This window comes from Amycolatopsis sp. lyj-109 (assembly GCF_046548995.1).
GTDB lineage: Bacteria > Actinomycetota > Actinomycetes > Mycobacteriales > Pseudonocardiaceae > Amycolatopsis.
Map to the genome: position 1 here is coordinate 85015 of NZ_JAJPWR010000004.1, position 16095 is coordinate 101109.

The following is a 16095-nucleotide window of genomic DNA, read 5'->3' on the forward strand; positions in this document are numbered from 1 at the left end:
GGTATGCTCCCCCTGAATGGAGTTTGAGGAGGCCGCATGAATCCGCCAGGGCTTGACCTGGGCCGCCTGCGCGCCCACCTGGACACGCAGCGGCCCGGCCTGGTCGCCGGGGAGCTGACCGCGGACGTCGTGGAAGGCGGCCGGTCGAACCTCACTTACGTGGTGGGCGACGGCCGGTCGCGCTGGGTGGTGCGCCGCCCGCCGCTCGGGCACGTCCTGCCCACCGCGCACGACATGGGCCGCGAGTTCCGGGTGATCTCCGGCCTGCGTGACACCGCCGTGCCGGTGCCCGAGGCGATCCTCCTCTGCGAGGACGCCGACGTCGTCGGGGCGCAGTTCTACGTGATGAGTTTCGTCGAAGGCACGCCGTACCGGACCGCCGACGAACTCGGGAAGCTCGGCCCGGACCGCACCCGGGCGATGGCCGACGCGCTGGTCGGCACGCTCGTCGACCTGCACGCGGTCGACCCGGCCGCCGTCGGGCTGGGCGATTTCGGCCGCCCGGAGGGCTTCCTGGACCGGCAGCTGCGGCGCTGGAAGAAGCAGCTGGACGCCTCCCGCAGCCGGGACCTCCCGGGCGTCGACGAACTGCACGACCGGCTCGCGGCGGCGGTCCCGGTGTCCGGCAAGCCGTCGATCATCCACGGCGACTACCGGCTCGACAACGTCCTGGTCGACCGGACCGACAAGATCTCGGCGGTGCTCGACTGGGAGATGTCGACGCTGGGCGACCCGCTGACCGACCTCGCGCTGCTGGTGGCCTACGCCGAACGCGACAAGGTGTCGCTGCCGTTCGTCTCCAACGCCAGCTCGGCGCCGGGCTACCCCGGCACCGACGAGGTCGTCGCCCGCTACGCAGAGCTGTCCGGGCGGGACGTCTCGCAGTTGAACTGGTACGTCAGCTTCGCGTTCTTCAAGCTCGCCGTGATCCTGGAAGGCATCTACTACCGCTTCAGCAAGGGCCAGACGGTCGGGGCGGGCTTCGAAGGCGTCGGCGCCGGGGTCGCGCCGCTCATCGCGCACGGCAACGAGATTCTCAAAGAGGAGAAGTAAATGGACTTCGCGTTCGACGAGAAGACCGAGGAGCTGCGCGGGCAGCTCCTCGAGTTCATGGACTCGCACATCTACCCTGCCGAGCCGGTGTTCGAGCAGCAGCTCGCCGAACGCGACGACCCGTGGGCCATCCCGCCGGTCGTCGAGGAGCTCAAGGCCGAAGCGCGCAAGCGCGGGCTGTGGAACTTCTTCCTCCCCGGTGACCACGGCGCGGGCCTGACGAACCTGCAGTACGCGCCCCTGGCCGAGATCACCGGCCGCAGCATCCGGCTCGCCCCGACCGCGCTCAACTGCGCGGCCCCGGACACCGGGAACATGGAAGTGCTGACCATGTTCGGCAACGAGCAGCAGCAGAAGCAGTGGCTGGAACCGTTGCTGAACGGCGAAATCCGCTCGGCCTTCGCGATGACCGAACCGGACGTCGCCTCCTCCGACGCCCGCAACATCGAGACCGCCATCCGGCGTGACGGCGACGAGTACGTCGTCAACGGCCGCAAGTGGTACATCTCCGGCGCGATGAACCCCGCGTGCAAGATCTTCATCGTGATGGGCAAGACCGACCCGGACGCCGCGCCGCACAAGCAGCAGAGCATGATCCTGGTCCCCCGCGACACCCCGGGCCTCACGGTCAAGCGCGGCATGCACGTCTTCGGCTACGACGACAGCGACCACGGCGGCCACGCCGAGGTGCTCTTCGAGGACGTCCGCGTGCCGGCCGAGAACCTCATCGCCGGCGAGGGCGACGGGTTCGCCATCGCCCAGGCCCGGCTCGGCCCGGGCCGCATCCACCACTGCATGCGCGCCATCGGCATGGCCGAGCGCGCACTGGAACTCATGTGCCGGCGCGCGATCTCGCGCGAGGCGTTCGGCAAGCCGATCGCCCAGCAGGGCGTGGTGCAGGACTGGATCGCCGAATCCCGCGTCAGGATCGAGCAGCAGCGGCTGCTGGTGCTCAAGACCGCGTGGCTGATGGACACCGTCGGCAACCAGGGCGCGCACACCGAGATCCAGGCGATCAAGATCTCCACCCCGATCGCCGTCGAGTGGATCCTCGACAAGGCCGTGCAGGTGCACGGCGCGGGCGGGGTCAGCCAGGACTTCCCGCTGGCCGCCATGTGGGCCGGGAACCGCACGCTGCGCCTGGCCGACGGGCCGGACGAGGTCCACAAGCGTTCGCTGGCCCGGCGCGAACTGAAGAAGTACCTCTCGGAGGGCGCGAAGTGACTGTCACCGCCGAAGACCTGACCCGCCAGGCGACGGAGTTCCTCGCCTCGCACGACCCCGCGGCCACGGACCGGCTGGAGTTCCTGCGGGCCCGGTTCGACGCCGGGCTCGCCTGGATCCACTTCCCCGCCGGGCTCGGCGGCCAGAACGCCCCGCGCGCGCTGCAGTCCGTTGTGGACGCCGTCTTCACCGACGCGGGCGCGCCGGACAACAACCCGCGCCGGATCGGCATCGGCCTCGGCATGGCCGCACCGACCATCCTCGCCTTCGGCACCCCGGAGCAGCGCGAGCGCTTCCTGCGTCCACTGTGGACCGGCGAGGAGGTGTGGTGCCAACTGTTTTCCGAGCCCGGCGCCGGCTCCGACCTCGCCGCGCTCGGCACCCGCGCTGTCCGTGACGGCGACGACTGGATCGTCACCGGCCAGAAGGTGTGGACGTCCGGCGCGCACGAGTCGCAGTGGGCCATCCTGGTCACCCGCACCGACCCGGACGTACCCAAGCACCAGGGCATGACCTACTTCCTGTGCGACATGACCGCACCCGGCGTCGAGGTCCGGCCACTGCGCCAGATCACCGGCGAGGCGGAGTTCAACGAGGTCTTCCTGACCGACGTCCGGATCCCGGACACCCAGCGCCTCGGCGCGGTCGGCGAGGGCTGGAAGGTCGCGCAGACGACCCTGATGAACGAGCGCGTCGCGATCGGCGGGCACGTCCAGCCGCGCGAAGGCGGCCTGATCGGGATCGTCGCGAAGACCTGGCGGGAGCGGCCCGAGCTGCGCACGCCGGAGCTGCGCGACCGGCTCGTCCAGCACTGGGTCGAGGCGGAAACGCTGCGGCTGGCCGGTACCCGGCTGCGCCAGCAGCTGACCGCGGGCGCGCCCGGGCCGGAAGGTTCGGCCATGAAGGTCGCGTTCTCGGAGCTGAACCAGGCGCTCACCGGCCTGGAAGTCGAACTGCTCGGCGAAGAGGGCCTGGCCTACGACGACTGGTCGTTCCGGCGCCCGGCGCTCGTCGACTTCACCGGCCGCGAAGCCGGCTACCGCTACCTGCGCGCGAAGGGCAACTCCATCGAGGGCGGCACCTCGGAGGTCCTGCGCAACATCATCGCCGAGCGCGTGCTGGGGCTGCCCTCGGAGCCGCGCGTCGACAAGGACGTCGCCTGGAAGGACCTCCCCCGATGAGTGACCTGTTGTATTCGGACGTCGAAGAGGACCTGCGGGCTTCGGTCCGCGACCTGCTCAAGGCCAAGGCCTCTCCCGAGGCGCTGCTGGCGCGCATCGAGACGGCGGAGGGCTACGACCTGAAGCTGTGGCACACCCTGGCCGACGAGGTGGGCGTGGCCGGGCTGGCCGTACCCGAAGAGCTGGGCGGCCACGGCGCGTCGGCTCGCGAAGTCGCCGTCGTGGCCGAAGAGCTCGGCCGCAGTGTCGCGCCGGTGCCGTTTCTCGGGAGCGTCGTGCTGGCGACGACGGCGCTGGTGGCCGTCGGCGCCCGCGACTTCGTCGGCAAGCTGGCGGCCGGACAGGCGATCGGCGCGCTGGCCGTGCCGCTGTCGACGGCACCGGGCGCGGGCTTCCCGTCGTCGGTGACGGCGTCCGCGGACGGCACGCTCACCGGGCGGGTGGGCACGGTCGCCGACGCGTCGGTGGCGGACCTGCTGGTCGTCCCGGCCGCCGGCCCGGACGGTCCCGCGCTGTACGTCGTCGAGGCGTCGGCCGCGACCGTGTCGGAGCTGGTGTCGTTCGACCTGACGCGGCGGGTGGCCGACGTGTCGCTGGAGAACGCCCCGGCCACGCTGGTCGCCTCGGGCCCGGAGGCCGCCGCGGCGCTGGAGCAAGCGCTGCTGTTCGGCGCGGGCATCCTCGCGTCGGAGCAGACCGGTGTCGCGGAGTGGGCGCTCACCGAGACGGTGACCTACCTCAAGGGCCGGTACCAGTTCGGGCGCCCGGTCGGCGGGTTCCAGTCGCTCAAGCACCGGCTGGCGAACCTGTACACGGACCTGGTGCTGGCGCGCGCGGCCGCCCGCAACGCCGCGGACGCGCTGGCCACGGGCACCGACGTGCCGATCGCGGTGGCGGTGGCCCAGGCCCGCAACGCGCCGATCGCGGTCAAGGCGACCGAGGAGGCGATCCAGCTGCACGGTGGCATCGGGATGACGTGGGAGCACCCGGCGCACCTGTACCTGAAGCGGGCGAAGGCGGACGAGCTCGCCCTCGGCACGCCGGGGCGGCACCGGGCCCGGCTGGCGGAGCTGGTCGACCTGCCCGCCTGACCGCGGCCATGCCATGGTTCCGAGTGTCGCGAATGACTCATCGGGGACCTGACCGGACGCGGTGGGCGAATTCGGGTTCGCGCCGACCGCAACGGCCAACACGCCGACTGAAGCGGCCAACTCAGCCACCGGAGCGGCCAACACGCCGGAGAACCCGGGCGAGTTGGCCGCTCCGGGTGTCGGAGTCCGGCGATTTCATGAAGAAAATTCAGTTTACTTCGGAGTTTTCGCTCACCTGAGCGAAAATTTTGTGAGCCAGGCCACTTCCTGGGTAAAAGGGTGACAAAAATGCCCTTCCTCCCATGGTTCTCGTCGACTCCCGGATCTAATCTGTGCGCCATGGAAACAGCCGTCGCGCCGGCCGACGCCGGCGTGCTGGAGCAATTGACCGTCACCGTCGGCGGTCACCACCACAGCGCACTCGCAGCCGGCCCCGCCTCGGGCGAGCTGGTCCTGCTGCTGCACGGCTGGCCCGAGTTCGCCGACGCCTGGACCGAGCAGCTCCACGCCCTCGGCGAGGCCGGCTACCGCGCGCTGGCCGTCGACCAGCGGGGTTACGCGGCGGGCGCGCGCCCGGACGGCGTCGAGCACTACACACTGGATCACCTGGTCGGCGACGCCCTCGCCTTCGCCGAGAGCCAGGGAGCGGACCGCTTCCATCTGGTCGCCCGCGACTGGGGCGGCATGGTGGCCTGGGCCCTCGCGGCCGCCCACCCGGACCGCCTCCGGTCCCTGACCGTGCTTTCGACGCCCCACCCCTCAGCCCTGCAGCAGGCAGTGGCCACCGACGACGGCCAGTTCCACGACCTCGGCTACATCCGCTTCTTCCGCCGCGCGGTCGGCAAAGCCGAGCATTACCTCTTACGCGACGAAGCCGCGCAATTACGGGCTGTTTACAGCCGGCGCATTCCGAAAGCAATCGTCGAACGAGCGGTGGCCCGCCTTTCGGAACCGGGCGCGCTGACCGCCACGCTCAATTGGTACCGAGGCGCGACGACCGACGAGTTCGACATCCCGGCGGGCCCCATCAAGGTGCCGACCCTGTACCTGTGGGGCCGCGAGGACCCGTACCTGGGCCAGAGCGCGGCGGAGCAGACGGTCCACCACATCGACGCGGAGTACCGCTTCCAGATCATCGAGGGCGCCAGCCAGTGGATGGCGATGGAGGCACCCGACGAGGTGAGCGCGTTGCTGCTGGACCACTTCCAGCGGCACTAGCCCGCCGGCGTCCGCGGTTCGTCGGCACCGGCGCGAAAATGCGCCCCAATGTGGCATTGGGTGCATGTGACGGTGCTGTTGGCGAAGTCGTCGGATGCGGTAGTCGGGTGGTCTGCCGCGGCTTGTCGTGAGTGGTATTTAGGGCTAGAACCCTAAATACCACTCACGACAAGCCGCGGCAGGACGATAAGCCGGACCCAACGTGGCGTTTGTCCCGAACCGCAAACGACCTGCGACGCGCGGCACTAGCCGACGGGTGGGCTACGCCGCCGGCGGCCTCAGCGCGTCCAGCAGCAGGTCCGCGTAGTGGTCACCGATCTGCCGGGCCGTCAACGAGCCACTCCGCCGGTACCACGAGCCCAGGTGGTGCACCGAGCCGAAGAAGAAGTCCACCACCACGTCGGCCGGCTTGTCCGTGCGGAACTCCCCCGACCCCTGACCCTCTTCGACCAGGCCCCGGAACCGCTCGTGGTACTTGCGGCGCTCCGCGCGGACCGCCTTCTGCTTGTCCGGGGACAGCTGGTGCATCGACTGCAGGAAGATCGTGTTGTCGTCGAGGTTGTCGATGCTGGACACCACGACGTCGGACGCCGCTGCCGCCAGGCGCTCCCGCAACGGCGCGTCCGACGAGGCCACGCTCTCCAGCTGGCGGGTCTGCTCGCGCAGGACGCGCGCGTAGATCTCGTACAGCAGGTCGTCCTTCGACCCGAAGTAGTGGTACATCGCGCCCTTGGTGACGCCCGCCGCCTCGACGATCTCCTGGACCGACGTGCGGTCGAAGCCCTTCTTGGCGAACAGCTTCGTGGCGTGCTCCAGCAGCCGCCGGGGCACGGCGGCCTGGTCGTCGCCGGTGGCCTCGCCCGGCTTGCGGGTGCTTGCTCGGGTCACCGCAGTACCCCCTCTCAGGACGCACCAGGATAGCGCCACGACAGGAACCGCCGCGGGTTGTCCACGAGCATCGTCGTGATGTCCGTTTCGGACACCCCGCGCTCGCGCAGCGCCGGCAGCACGTCCCGGGTGATGTGCAGATAGTGCCAGTTCGGCGCGATCGCGGGCAGCTGCGCGGCGGGCAGCCAGTCGATGTAGCACGACGCGTCGTGCGAAAGCACCATGCTGCCCGCGTAGCCGCGTTCGCACAGCGCCGCGACCGTGTTCACCCGCTCCTCGAACGGCAGCAGCAGGTCCAGGCCGAACCGGTCCATCCCGAGCAGCGAGCCGGCGTCGGCCAGTTCCGTCAGGTAGGACAGGTCGGTCGAGTCGCCGGAGTGCCCGATGAGCACCCGGGTCAGGTCGACGCCTTCGGCCGCGAAGATCTCCTGCTGCTCCAGCCCACGCCGCGTGCCCGCGTGCGTGTGCGTCATGATCGGCGCGCCCGTCTCGACGTGCGCCCTCGCAACCGCGCGCAGGACGCGTTCGACGCCCGGCGTCACTCCCGGTTCGTCGGTGGCGCACTTGAGCAGCCCGGCCTTGACGCCGGTGCCGCCGATGCCGTCCCGGATGTCGCCGGTGAACATCCCGATCAGCGGATCCTCGCCCTGCAGCAACGTCCCGGGCCCGCGGAAGTGCAGGTAGTGCGGCACGTCGTTGTAGGTGTAGAGCCCGGTCGCGACGACGATGTTGACCTCGACCTCGGCCGCCACCCGCTGCACGCGCGGGAGGTAGCGGCCCAGGCCGATCACCGTCGGGTCGACGATCGTGTCGATCCCGGCTTCCTTCAGCTCCTTCAGGCGCCGGATCGCTTCGGGGACGTGCTCGTCCTCGCGGAAACCCTCGTGCTCCGGGTAGTTGTCGGCGAACTCGGGGCTCAGCACGAAGAGGTGCTCGTGCATCAGCACCCGGCCCAGCGCCTCCGGCGCGATCGCGCCACGAACCGTTTCGATCATCAGCCACGCGCCCGCAGCTCACGGCGCAGGATCTTGCCGCTCGTGGTCTTCGGCAGTTCGTCGAGGACTTCGATGGTGCGCGGGTACTTGTAGGCGGCGAGCCGTTCCTTGCACCAGGCGACCAGTTCCGCCGGATCGGCGGTCGCCCCGGGCGCCGGGCTGACGTAGGCCTTGACCGTCTCGCCGCGGTAGGAGTCCGCGATCCCGACGACGGCGGCCTCGCGCACCGCCGGGTGCGTGTACAGGACGTCTTCCACCTCGCGCGGCCAGACCTTGAAGCCGGACGCGTTGATCATGTCCTTCTTGCGGTCGACGACGTAGACCCAGCCGCGTTCGTCCATGAACCCGATGTCGCCGGTCAGCAGCCGCCCGCCGGGCAGCGCCTCGGCGGTCGCGTCCGGGCGGTTCCAGTAGCCCGAGACGACCATCGGGCCCTCGACGGCGATCTCGCCCGCCTGGCCGGGCGGCAGCTCTTCGCCGTTCTCGCCGAGGATCCGGACGATGGTGTCCGGCACCGGCAGGCCGATCGAGATGGTGCCGGATTCCGGGTCGATCGGTGCTTCGAGGGTGCCGGGGACCACGACGCAGCCCGCCGAGGTTTCGGTGAGGCCGTAGCCGTTGTGGATGTAGTGCCCGGTCTTCGCCCGGAAGGCCTCGACGACCGCGGGCGGCAGCGCGGCGCCGCCGGAGTACAGCAGCGCGAACGAGTCGAAGTGCGCCCGGCTGAAGGACGGGTGCGCCATCAGCGCCATGTAGGCCGTGGACGGCCCGACCGTGTACGACGGCTTGTGCTCGAGGAACGCGTCGAGCACGACGCCCGGCTCGAAGCGGTAGGCCAGCGCCAGGGTGCCCCCGATGTCGATCGCGGAGCCGAGCTCGCAGACCATGCCGGTGATGTGGAACAGCGGCGCGAGCCCGAAGAGCGTCGAGCCGGCGGGCAGGCCGCTGAACCAGCCGAGCCCGGCGGCGTTGATGCCGATGTTGCCGTGGGTGTTGGTGGCCCCCTTCGGCGTGCCGCTGGTGCCGGAGGTGTAGCTGATCAGTGCGGTGTCGTCGAGGGCGAAGGCCGGCTCCGGGGGCCTCGGGCCCGGCGTGGCCGCGGCTTCGAGGAGTTCGGTCGCGCCCGGGGTCGCCTCCCGCTCGACCTTGGCCAGGACGCGCTCGTCGTCGCGGGTCTGGAACTCGAGTTCGCTGGTGGTCAGCGCGATGCCGACGCCGTTGCCCGCCGCCGTCTTCGCGATGTAGGCGTTCCAGCCGCGCTGCGAGCAGACGACCGCCTTCACACCGGCGTCGGTGAACACGTGCGTGAGCTCGCGTTCGCGGTACATCGGGTTGACCGGCACCACGATCCCGCCGGCCTTCCAGGCGCCGAGCAGGGCGATCACGAACTGGGGGATGTTCTGCAGCACCAGGGCGAGCCGGTCGCCGCGGGCGAAGCCGTGGGCCGCCAGGTACCGCGCAACGCCGTCGGAGAGCTCGTCGACCTCCCGGTAGCTCAGCCGCGCGTCGAAGTACGCGATCGCGGCCCGGTCCGGGACGTGGTCCACGGCCCGGCGGAACGACTCGGGCACCGTCGTCGGCTTTGCCGGTTCCGCGTCCCGCACCCGTTCGTCGTAGCTCGCGAGCCAGGGCTTCGCGTCGTACCAGCTCATCCAGTGACCTCCTTTGGACACCGACCGGTCGGTATGCCGACGCTAGGAGGACACGGCGGCCCGCGTCAAGCCCGTGCGGGCACGCCGAAATTGCGCACGACAATTCCCGTGCGCTGAAGCCGCGCCAAAACAATGCAGCCAGATGCCGCCGTCACAGGGGTACACGTGCCCCGGTTCGAAATGGTTCATATCTTCTTTTTCGCACCGATCACACTGGACAAACCCCAGGTCGACACGCCACCATGGTCTTCGGCGACCAGATAGGTCCGCCCCATCAGATAACCCCGCCGTATCCCCCGAACACGGCGGAGTACCCATATGTTCACGCTAACTCACGCACGAAAACGGAGTCATTCATGCCTTCTTCCGGTGGACGACACCGCCTGTCCCGGCGGACGAAGATCGCGACCGGCGCCCTCGCCCTCGCGATCGCGGGCGGGGCACTGACGATCGCCATGACCGTCGGCGACCCCAACGCCGCGAACGCCGCCTCGGGCGGTCAGGCGGCGGCCGGCCAGATCAGCTGTCCCGACGTGGCGAGCAAGCTCCCGGCGATCCCCGCGCAGGCCCAGGCCGAGGTGACACGCAACCTGGACCTGCTGAACACCCAGATCGCCGAAGCCAACAACCGCCTGAAGACGACCGTCGGCCAGGGCGGCCCCAACTTCGTCCAGAACGCCATCCTCGGCCCGCTGGCGGACAAGCGGAAGTCCACGATCGACCGCATCGCCATCTCGATCGGGCGCCGCGCCGAGAAGCCGCAGGGCCTCGACAGCCTGGCCACGTGCTCGGTGGGCGGCGCGGGTGCCGCCGCTCCGGCACCGGCCCAGGGCACCGGCAACGGCGGCCAGAACGGCAACAACGGAAACAGCGGCCAGAACGGGAACCAGGGCAACAGCGGCAACACCGGCAACGCCGGGGTCGGCGCGATCTCCTGCCCCGACGTGGCGAGCAAGCTCCCGGCCATCCCCGCCCAGGCCCAGGCCGAGGTGACACGCAACCTCGAGCTGCTGAACACCCAGATCGCCGAAGCCAACAACCGCCTGCAGACGACCGTCGGCCAGGGCGGCCCGAACTTCGTGCAGAACGCCATCCTCGGCCCGCTCGAGGACAAGCGCGTGGCGACGATCAACCGGATCGCCACCGCCATCGGCCGCAACGCGGCCAAGCCGCAGGGCCTCGACGCGCTCGCGCCCTGTAGCCGGTAACCCGCAAGGCCCGGCGAGGGGTGCGCCTCGCCGGGCCGCGGAACCTCCGATCGGCCGGGTGAACGTCGTCGGGTCGTTCGATCCGGTCCCCCCACGATCCGCCTCGCCCGCCGCATTGGCCAACACGCCGACCGGAGCGGCCAACTCGCCCGGGTTCTCCGGCGAGTTGGCCGCTCCGGCGCGCGAGTTGGCCGCTGCGGCGGGCGAGTTGGCCGCTGCGGCCATCCGCTCGCCACCGGGCCGGACGCCCGCTCCCGTGGGGAAGCGGGCGTCCGGCCCGGATGCGTTGCGGCGTCAGCTCGTGACGGCCTCGGAACTCTTCTGCGACGTCCCGGAGACCCGGTCGCGGTGCTTGCGCGCCGCCGCCGTTCCGGCTGCCAGGACGGCGAGCCCCACGACGTTGACCGCGGCACCGACCCACAGCGGCGAGACGAACCCGAGCCCGGCGGCCAGGGCCAGCCCACCCAGCCAGGCGCCGAGCGCGTTGCCGATGTTGAAGGCCGCGATGTTGGTGCCGGACGCCATCGTCGGCGCGTCGTCGGCGTACCGCATGATCCGCAGCTGCAGACCGGGGGCGGTGGCCAGGCCGACGGTGCCCATCAGGAACAGCGAGATCATCGTCAGGACCTGGCTGTGCGCGGTCAGCGCGAACAGCACGAGCACCGCCGTGAGCAGGGCGAGGATCACGATCAGGGACTTGTCCAGCGCCCGGTCCGCCGCCTTGCCGCCGATGAAGTTGCCGGCGAACATGCCGACCCCGAACAGCACCAGGAGCCAGGGCACCGTGCTGGTGGCGAAGCCGCTGACCTCGGTCAGCGTGAAGGCGATGTAGGTGAACGCGCCGAACATGCCGCCGTAGGACAGCACGGTGATCGCCGCCGAGACCCAGACCTGAGGACGGCGGAAGACGCCGAGCTCACCAAGCACGCTGGTCCGGGCGACGGCCTCCGGCCGCGGCACCAGAATCCAGATGCCGATCATGGTGATGACACCGATGACCGTGATCGCCCAGAACGTCGAGCGCCAGCCGAGCTGCTGACCGAGCAGGGTGCCGAGCGGCACGCCGAGCACGTTCGCCACGGTCAGGCCACCGAACATCAACGCGATGGCGCTGGCCTTCTTGTTTTCCGGGACCATCTCCGCGGCGACCACCGCGCCGACGCTGAAGAACGCGCCGTGACACAGTGCCGCGACGATCCGGCCGAGCAGCATCACCGAGTAGTTCGGGGCGACGGCCGAGATCAGGTTGCCCGCGATGAACAGCACCATCAGCCCGAGCAGTACTTTCTTGCGGTCGAACCTGGTTATTGCCAGGGTGAGCGCGATGGCGCCGACCGCGACACTGAGCGCGTAACCCGAGACCAGGTATCCGGCCACCGGCTCGGTGACCCCGAAATCCGCCGCCACCTGGGGCAACAGACCCACGATCCCGAATTCGGTCAGCCCGATGCCGAAGCCTCCCAGCGCCAAGGCGAGAAGCCCGATAGGCATGACTCTACCCTCCATCCCAATTGTTCACTGCACAAACCTCGTGGGTGAATGACCTCATCATCAATCACCTCATCGTAGGCGCGCTGCCGAAACGGGCGCCGCCATCGTAGGTGGAATCATCACTACGACCTTCGTGACATCGCGAAGACCTTCGGGACACAGCGGCCTGCCTCATCGGCTTCTCCAGCACCGAAATGCTTGAGCGCGGTGCCCGGCGCTCCTACCGTCGATATCGAACACACATCAACACACATCAACTGCGACGTCGTCACCCGCGACGTCTGGCCGGCGGGATACGGCACAAAAACACAGGATTCCCCGTTTCCGCCATCGACAAACCCGGGAGACACCATGAGGTTGGTTCGTTCCTGTTCACGCTCGAGCCCGGACTCGCGCGGGCACCACCCGCGGCCCGGAGTTCCGGGGCGCGTCGCGGGCGTCTTCCCCGGTCTGGGCAGTCGCGCCGCGTACCAGGATCTCGGCCGTCACCTGCTGGACTCCGGGGGCCCGGAGGTGCTCGAGATCTACCGGCAGGCAGCGCGGGCACTGGGTTTTCCCGACCGGCCGGACAAGCTCCTGCCGGTCCCGGAGAACCTGCCGGCGGGCAAGCTGGCACAGCAGGCCTTCATCGGAAGCGCGATCCTGGTGCACAGCCTGGCCCTGGAAGCCCACCTGCGGAACACGGCGGCCAGGAACGGGATTCACCTCGATTTCGTGGCCTACACCGGGGAGAGTTTCGGGATCATCACCTCCGCCGTGGCGAGCGGGGCGCTGTCCATCGGTGACGGCGTCAAGATCGCGCGGGCTTTCACGCCGCTGATGCTGGTGGCCGCCGAGGGCAAGGTTCCCGACGAGCCGGTCGCCCGCGAAGTCGCCGCCCACCTCCCCGATTCGCTGCGCGGCCGGGAGCTGGTCCCCGAGCCGTTTCACGTCATCGCCCTGAACGGGGCCACCGAAGATCTCGTCGCCGCTCTCGACGAAATCGGAAGAAGGTTCCCGAAGGCGGATGTCGAGATCCACAAGCACTATTCGGACCGGCAGACGAATGTGTACGTGCGGTCCGGCGTCAAGGCGGATTTCGACGGGTTCACCGCGGGGCTGCCCGGGATTCGGTCGGAGGAGCTGAAGAAGCCGACGAAATTCCTCGCCCACTCCGAGCGAATGAGCGGCGTGCGGGAGGCGTTCGAGGAGTTCATGGCCGCGAACGGCATCGTGTTCTCCGAGCCCGGCGTCCCGGTGGTCTCGAACCACGGCGCCGGCCTGCTCGGCACCGCCGAGGAGGTCCGGGACGGCGTCCTCGCGATCACCGACGAGGTCATGGCGTCGCGGGAGACCGTGGCCACGCTCGCCGGCCTCCGGCCCGACCTGGTGGTCGAGCTGGGGCCGGGTGACAAGTCCGTGCAGCTGCTGCACGACAACGGCACCGCCGAACCCGTGACCGCCTACACCGGGACCGCGGGTGCGGCCGACCCGGTGCTCCGCGTGCTGAAGCTGGTGGACGGCCTGCTGGCCGAGCTGGGACAGCTGCGCGGCTCGGCGGACCGCCTGACCGACCGGCAGCTCGGCACGCTGCGTGAGCTCTTCCGGCTGGCCTCGACGAGCTCCTTCTGCGAGCGGTACCTCCTCCGGGTCATGCGGCACGTCGTCACCGACGAGATGCTCCGCTCCGAGCGGGACGCCGCACCGGCCTTCTACGAGCTCCTCGAGGTCTTCCAGCACACCTACCGGCATCGCGGCGACGTCGACACCGGTCGTGGCGAGCTGGTCCTGCGGGCCCGGCAGAAGAAGCGGCTCACCGGCGACCACCCGGGCCGGGTCCACACCGAGCTCAGGATCGTCGACCGTGCGGGTGACGTCGCCGACCGGAGTATCGACACGGCCGGACAGCCCGAGGCCGTGGTCGTCCACTTCGACCGGGGCACCGACCACGACCAGGCGGCCGTCGAGCGCCGGCACACCCTGTTCCGGGCGCTCCGGCACGACCGGCCGGCGCTGTTCCACCAGAACGACTGCTACCTCGAGGGAAGCGACCTCGCCGGCTGGCTGGCGGCCCTGGCGGCCTCCGGCGCGGCGCCGGTGACCGACGTCGTGGCGCTCCACGAGCTGTCGCTGAGCGCGGGCCCCGAACTGGAGGCCGCGCTGGACCGGCTGCTCTCCTCGCTCCACCGCCCCGAGCTGCCCCTCGTCTCGCCGGAGGGCGTCCCGCTGTGGTCGGCGAAGGACGTCGCCGCCGCCACGCGTGCCGTCGTCCTCGACGGCGCTCTCGACAGCGCTCTCGACGGCGGGAGCCGGCAAATCCACCTCAACGGGAACTGCCGGGTCCTCTCGCTCGGGTCCGCGCTCGACCCCGCCGGCCTGGACCTGGGGCCGCACCGGGCCGACGTCATCTCCGTCTCCTCCCCCGCCGGCATCCGGGCGCGGGGCGTCCACCGGGCGCTCGACGAGTTCGAGGACCAGTGCGTCCTGTCCATGACGGTGGAGAACGAGAAGGTGCTGCGCTACGCCCAGGGCCGCCGGGTGCTGACCGGCACGGTCAACGCCTACGTCGGCATCGGGGAACGCGTCCTGGGCTTCGGCGCCGGCGGCAGCGAGTCCATGACGATCTTCCTGCGGAAGGACGGCGAGGACCGGACCACCGTCCGCAAGATCCTGAGCGAGGCGCTGACCACGGTCGGCTGGAACCCGGACGGCCAGGGCGTGATGCTGCCGCCGTTCACCAAGGCGAAGAAGCAGGCGGAATACCTGCAGGCCCTGCCCGACCCGGTGCGCCGGTACTTCCCCGAGGTGTACGACATCCGGGAGCGGGTGATCCCGGCTCCGCGGGAGGACGGCGCGGCCACCTGCAAGGAAGTCGTCTACGAGATGAGCTACGTCCCGGGCGTGGAGATCAGCCGGTTCGTCGAGCGGAACTCGCCGCCCCCGGCCGTGGTCGCCCGCCTCTACGAGCAGGTCTTCCGGGTGCTGAACCGGAACGTGCACACCGTGAACCGCGTCCCCGCCCCGGGCGAGACCCTGGACATCTCCTACTTCCGCAAGATCGAGGACCGCCTGGCGCTCTGCCGGCGCACGGCACCGCGCACCTTCTCCCCGGAGCTGCTCGACACCGACCGGATCGTGATCGACGGCGTCAGCTACCTCAACGTGCCGGCGCTGCTGGCCCGGTTCCGGGCGCATCCGGAGTACCTCCGGGTCCTGGAACCGCGGTTCCACTCCCTGGTGATGGGGGACACGAACACCGAGAACATCAAGATCGAGGACCCCGCGCCGCTGCTGCACGCCCAGCGGCTGATCGAAACGGGCGCACCGCGCCGGGAGATCGACGCGGCGCTGGCGGCGATCACGGCGGATTCGGTGGGGATCAAGTTCCTGGACCCGCGGGCCATCGGCTTCAAGACCGACGGCGGCGACACCCGTGACGACGCGATGTACGACAACAAGCCCTGGCACAACTCCCTCGGCCACTACGACGAGATCCACTACGAGCAGTTCACCCTGCGGGTCAGGACCGGCCCCGGGCGGACGCCCCGGGTCGACATCGACTTCGCGGCGGAGAACCCGTACCGGAAGTCCTATCGGGTCCGGGACGTGGTGGCCAAGGGCGAGGCGGTCGACCCGGCCGAGCCGCGCGGGCTGGAGGACTACTTCGACTCCGTGATGACGGCCGTGCAGCGGGACGACCCGGAGTCCCAGCACCTCAAGGATCCCCACTGGGTCATCCGGCTCGTCTTCATGATGGGCACCCACTTCGCGGCCATGCCGCCGTTCCACTTCCAGGCCGAGCTGGACGGGACGCTGACCGACACCTACCAGGTGCAGCGCCGGCCGGTGGCCATCTACTGCGAAGGCGTCAAGTGGCTGAACTGGGCGCTGGAGATGCTCACCGGGGAACGCACGGAGTTCCTGGGGGCGGCGGTGCCGCCGCCGGCCCACCTGGAGCACATCCGGCGGCACCCGGCGGCCACGGGGCACACCCCCCACCGCCGCGCGGTTCCCGGCCACCGCACCCCGAGCACACCGCAGCCGGGCACGCGGCCGGCGACGGGTCCTCGGCACACCACCCGGCTGTCGCACACCCGAGAGAAGGAGAGCTGACC

Annotated in this window: 11 protein-coding genes; 7 read left to right on the forward strand and 4 right to left on the reverse strand. The window is 70.2% G+C overall.

The window, feature by feature from the left end:
- The first annotated feature begins 36 nt into the window (after nucleotides 1–36).
- From ACLJQF_RS10205 to ACLJQF_RS10225, 5 genes are all read left to right on the forward strand, one after another.
- Complete coding sequence (locus ACLJQF_RS10205) at nucleotides 37–1053, forward strand: phosphotransferase family protein (RefSeq protein ID WP_410608000.1); 1017 nt, start codon at nucleotides 37–39, stop codon at nucleotides 1051–1053.
- Nucleotides 1054–2277 (forward strand): acyl-CoA dehydrogenase family protein, encoded by a 1224-nt coding sequence (locus tag ACLJQF_RS10210; protein WP_410608001.1) that lies wholly within the window; start codon nucleotides 1054–1056, stop codon nucleotides 2275–2277.
- Entirely contained in the window at nucleotides 2274–3458 is a 1185-nt protein-coding gene (locus tag ACLJQF_RS10215; protein WP_410608002.1) for an acyl-CoA dehydrogenase family protein, read from the forward strand. The genes ACLJQF_RS10210 and ACLJQF_RS10215 overlap by 4 nt, the downstream gene beginning before the upstream one ends.
- Nucleotides 3455–4549 carry an acyl-CoA dehydrogenase family protein gene (locus ACLJQF_RS10220; protein ID WP_410608003.1) on the forward strand — a complete coding sequence of 365 codons (1095 nt, stop codon included), beginning with the start codon at nucleotides 3455–3457 and terminating at the stop codon, nucleotides 4547–4549. The genes ACLJQF_RS10215 and ACLJQF_RS10220 overlap by 4 nt, the downstream gene beginning before the upstream one ends.
- Before the next feature lie 339 nt (nucleotides 4550–4888).
- A complete protein-coding gene (locus tag ACLJQF_RS10225; RefSeq protein ID WP_410608004.1) occupies nucleotides 4889–5767 on the forward strand; it encodes an alpha/beta fold hydrolase in 879 nt (292 codons plus the stop codon).
- Nucleotides 5768–6028: 261 nt separating this feature from the next.
- Here ACLJQF_RS10225 and ACLJQF_RS10230 read toward each other — a convergent pair whose 3' ends face one another.
- The 3 genes from ACLJQF_RS10230 to ACLJQF_RS10240 are packed head-to-tail and all read right to left on the reverse strand — an operon-like array spanning nucleotide 6029 to nucleotide 9302.
- On the reverse strand, nucleotides 6029–6655 hold the full coding sequence (locus ACLJQF_RS10230) for a TetR/AcrR family transcriptional regulator (protein WP_410608005.1): 627 nt from the start codon (nucleotides 6653–6655) through the stop codon (nucleotides 6029–6031).
- 14 nt (nucleotides 6656–6669) lie between these two features.
- Complete coding sequence (locus ACLJQF_RS10235; RefSeq protein ID WP_410608006.1) at nucleotides 6670–7650, reverse strand: phosphotriesterase; 981 nt, start codon at nucleotides 7648–7650, stop codon at nucleotides 6670–6672.
- The gene (locus ACLJQF_RS10240; RefSeq protein WP_410608007.1) at nucleotides 7650–9302 is read right to left on the reverse strand and encodes an AMP-binding protein; all 1653 of its coding nucleotides are present in this window, start codon (nucleotides 9300–9302) and stop codon (nucleotides 7650–7652) included. The genes ACLJQF_RS10235 and ACLJQF_RS10240 overlap by 1 nt, the downstream gene beginning before the upstream one ends.
- Nucleotides 9303–9658: 356 nt before the next feature.
- On the opposite strand from ACLJQF_RS10240, the gene ACLJQF_RS10245 reads away from it, so the two are divergent.
- The gene (locus ACLJQF_RS10245; RefSeq protein WP_410608008.1) at nucleotides 9659–10510 is read left to right on the forward strand and encodes a hypothetical protein; all 852 of its coding nucleotides are present in this window, start codon (nucleotides 9659–9661) and stop codon (nucleotides 10508–10510) included.
- Nucleotides 10511–10804: 294 nt separating this feature from the next.
- On the opposite strand, the gene ACLJQF_RS10250 is transcribed toward ACLJQF_RS10245, so the two are convergent.
- Nucleotides 10805–12001 (reverse strand): MFS transporter, encoded by a 1197-nt coding sequence (locus ACLJQF_RS10250; protein ID WP_410608009.1) that lies wholly within the window; start codon nucleotides 11999–12001, stop codon nucleotides 10805–10807.
- A 351-nt stretch (nucleotides 12002–12352) separates the two neighbouring features.
- On the opposite strand from ACLJQF_RS10250, the gene ACLJQF_RS10255 reads away from it, so the two are divergent.
- The gene (locus ACLJQF_RS10255; RefSeq protein WP_410608010.1) at nucleotides 12353–16093 is read left to right on the forward strand and encodes an ACP S-malonyltransferase; all 3741 of its coding nucleotides are present in this window, start codon (nucleotides 12353–12355) and stop codon (nucleotides 16091–16093) included.
- Nucleotides 16094–16095 lie beyond the last annotated feature (2 nt).

Coding starts and splice junctions, on each gene's coding strand:
- ACLJQF_RS10225 (WP_410608004.1), top strand. CDS start 4,889: ATGGAAACAGCCGTCGCGCCGGCCGACGCCGGCGTGCTGGAGCAATTG.
- ACLJQF_RS10245 (WP_410608008.1), top strand. CDS start 9,659: ATGCCTTCTTCCGGTGGACGACACCGCCTGTCCCGGCGGACGAAGATC.
- ACLJQF_RS10210 (WP_410608001.1), top strand. CDS start 1,054: ATGGACTTCGCGTTCGACGAGAAGACCGAGGAGCTGCGCGGGCAGCTC.
- ACLJQF_RS10255 (WP_410608010.1), top strand. CDS start 12,353: ATGAGGTTGGTTCGTTCCTGTTCACGCTCGAGCCCGGACTCGCGCGGG.
- ACLJQF_RS10220 (WP_410608003.1), top strand. CDS start 3,455: ATGAGTGACCTGTTGTATTCGGACGTCGAAGAGGACCTGCGGGCTTCG.
- ACLJQF_RS10240 (WP_410608007.1), bottom strand. CDS start 9,302: ATGAGCTGGTACGACGCGAAGCCCTGGCTCGCGAGCTACGACGAACGG.
- ACLJQF_RS10235 (WP_410608006.1), bottom strand. CDS start 7,650: ATGATCGAAACGGTTCGTGGCGCGATCGCGCCGGAGGCGCTGGGCCGG.
- ACLJQF_RS10205 (WP_410608000.1), top strand. CDS start 37: ATGAATCCGCCAGGGCTTGACCTGGGCCGCCTGCGCGCCCACCTGGAC.
- ACLJQF_RS10250 (WP_410608009.1), bottom strand. CDS start 12,001: ATGCCTATCGGGCTTCTCGCCTTGGCGCTGGGAGGCTTCGGCATCGGG.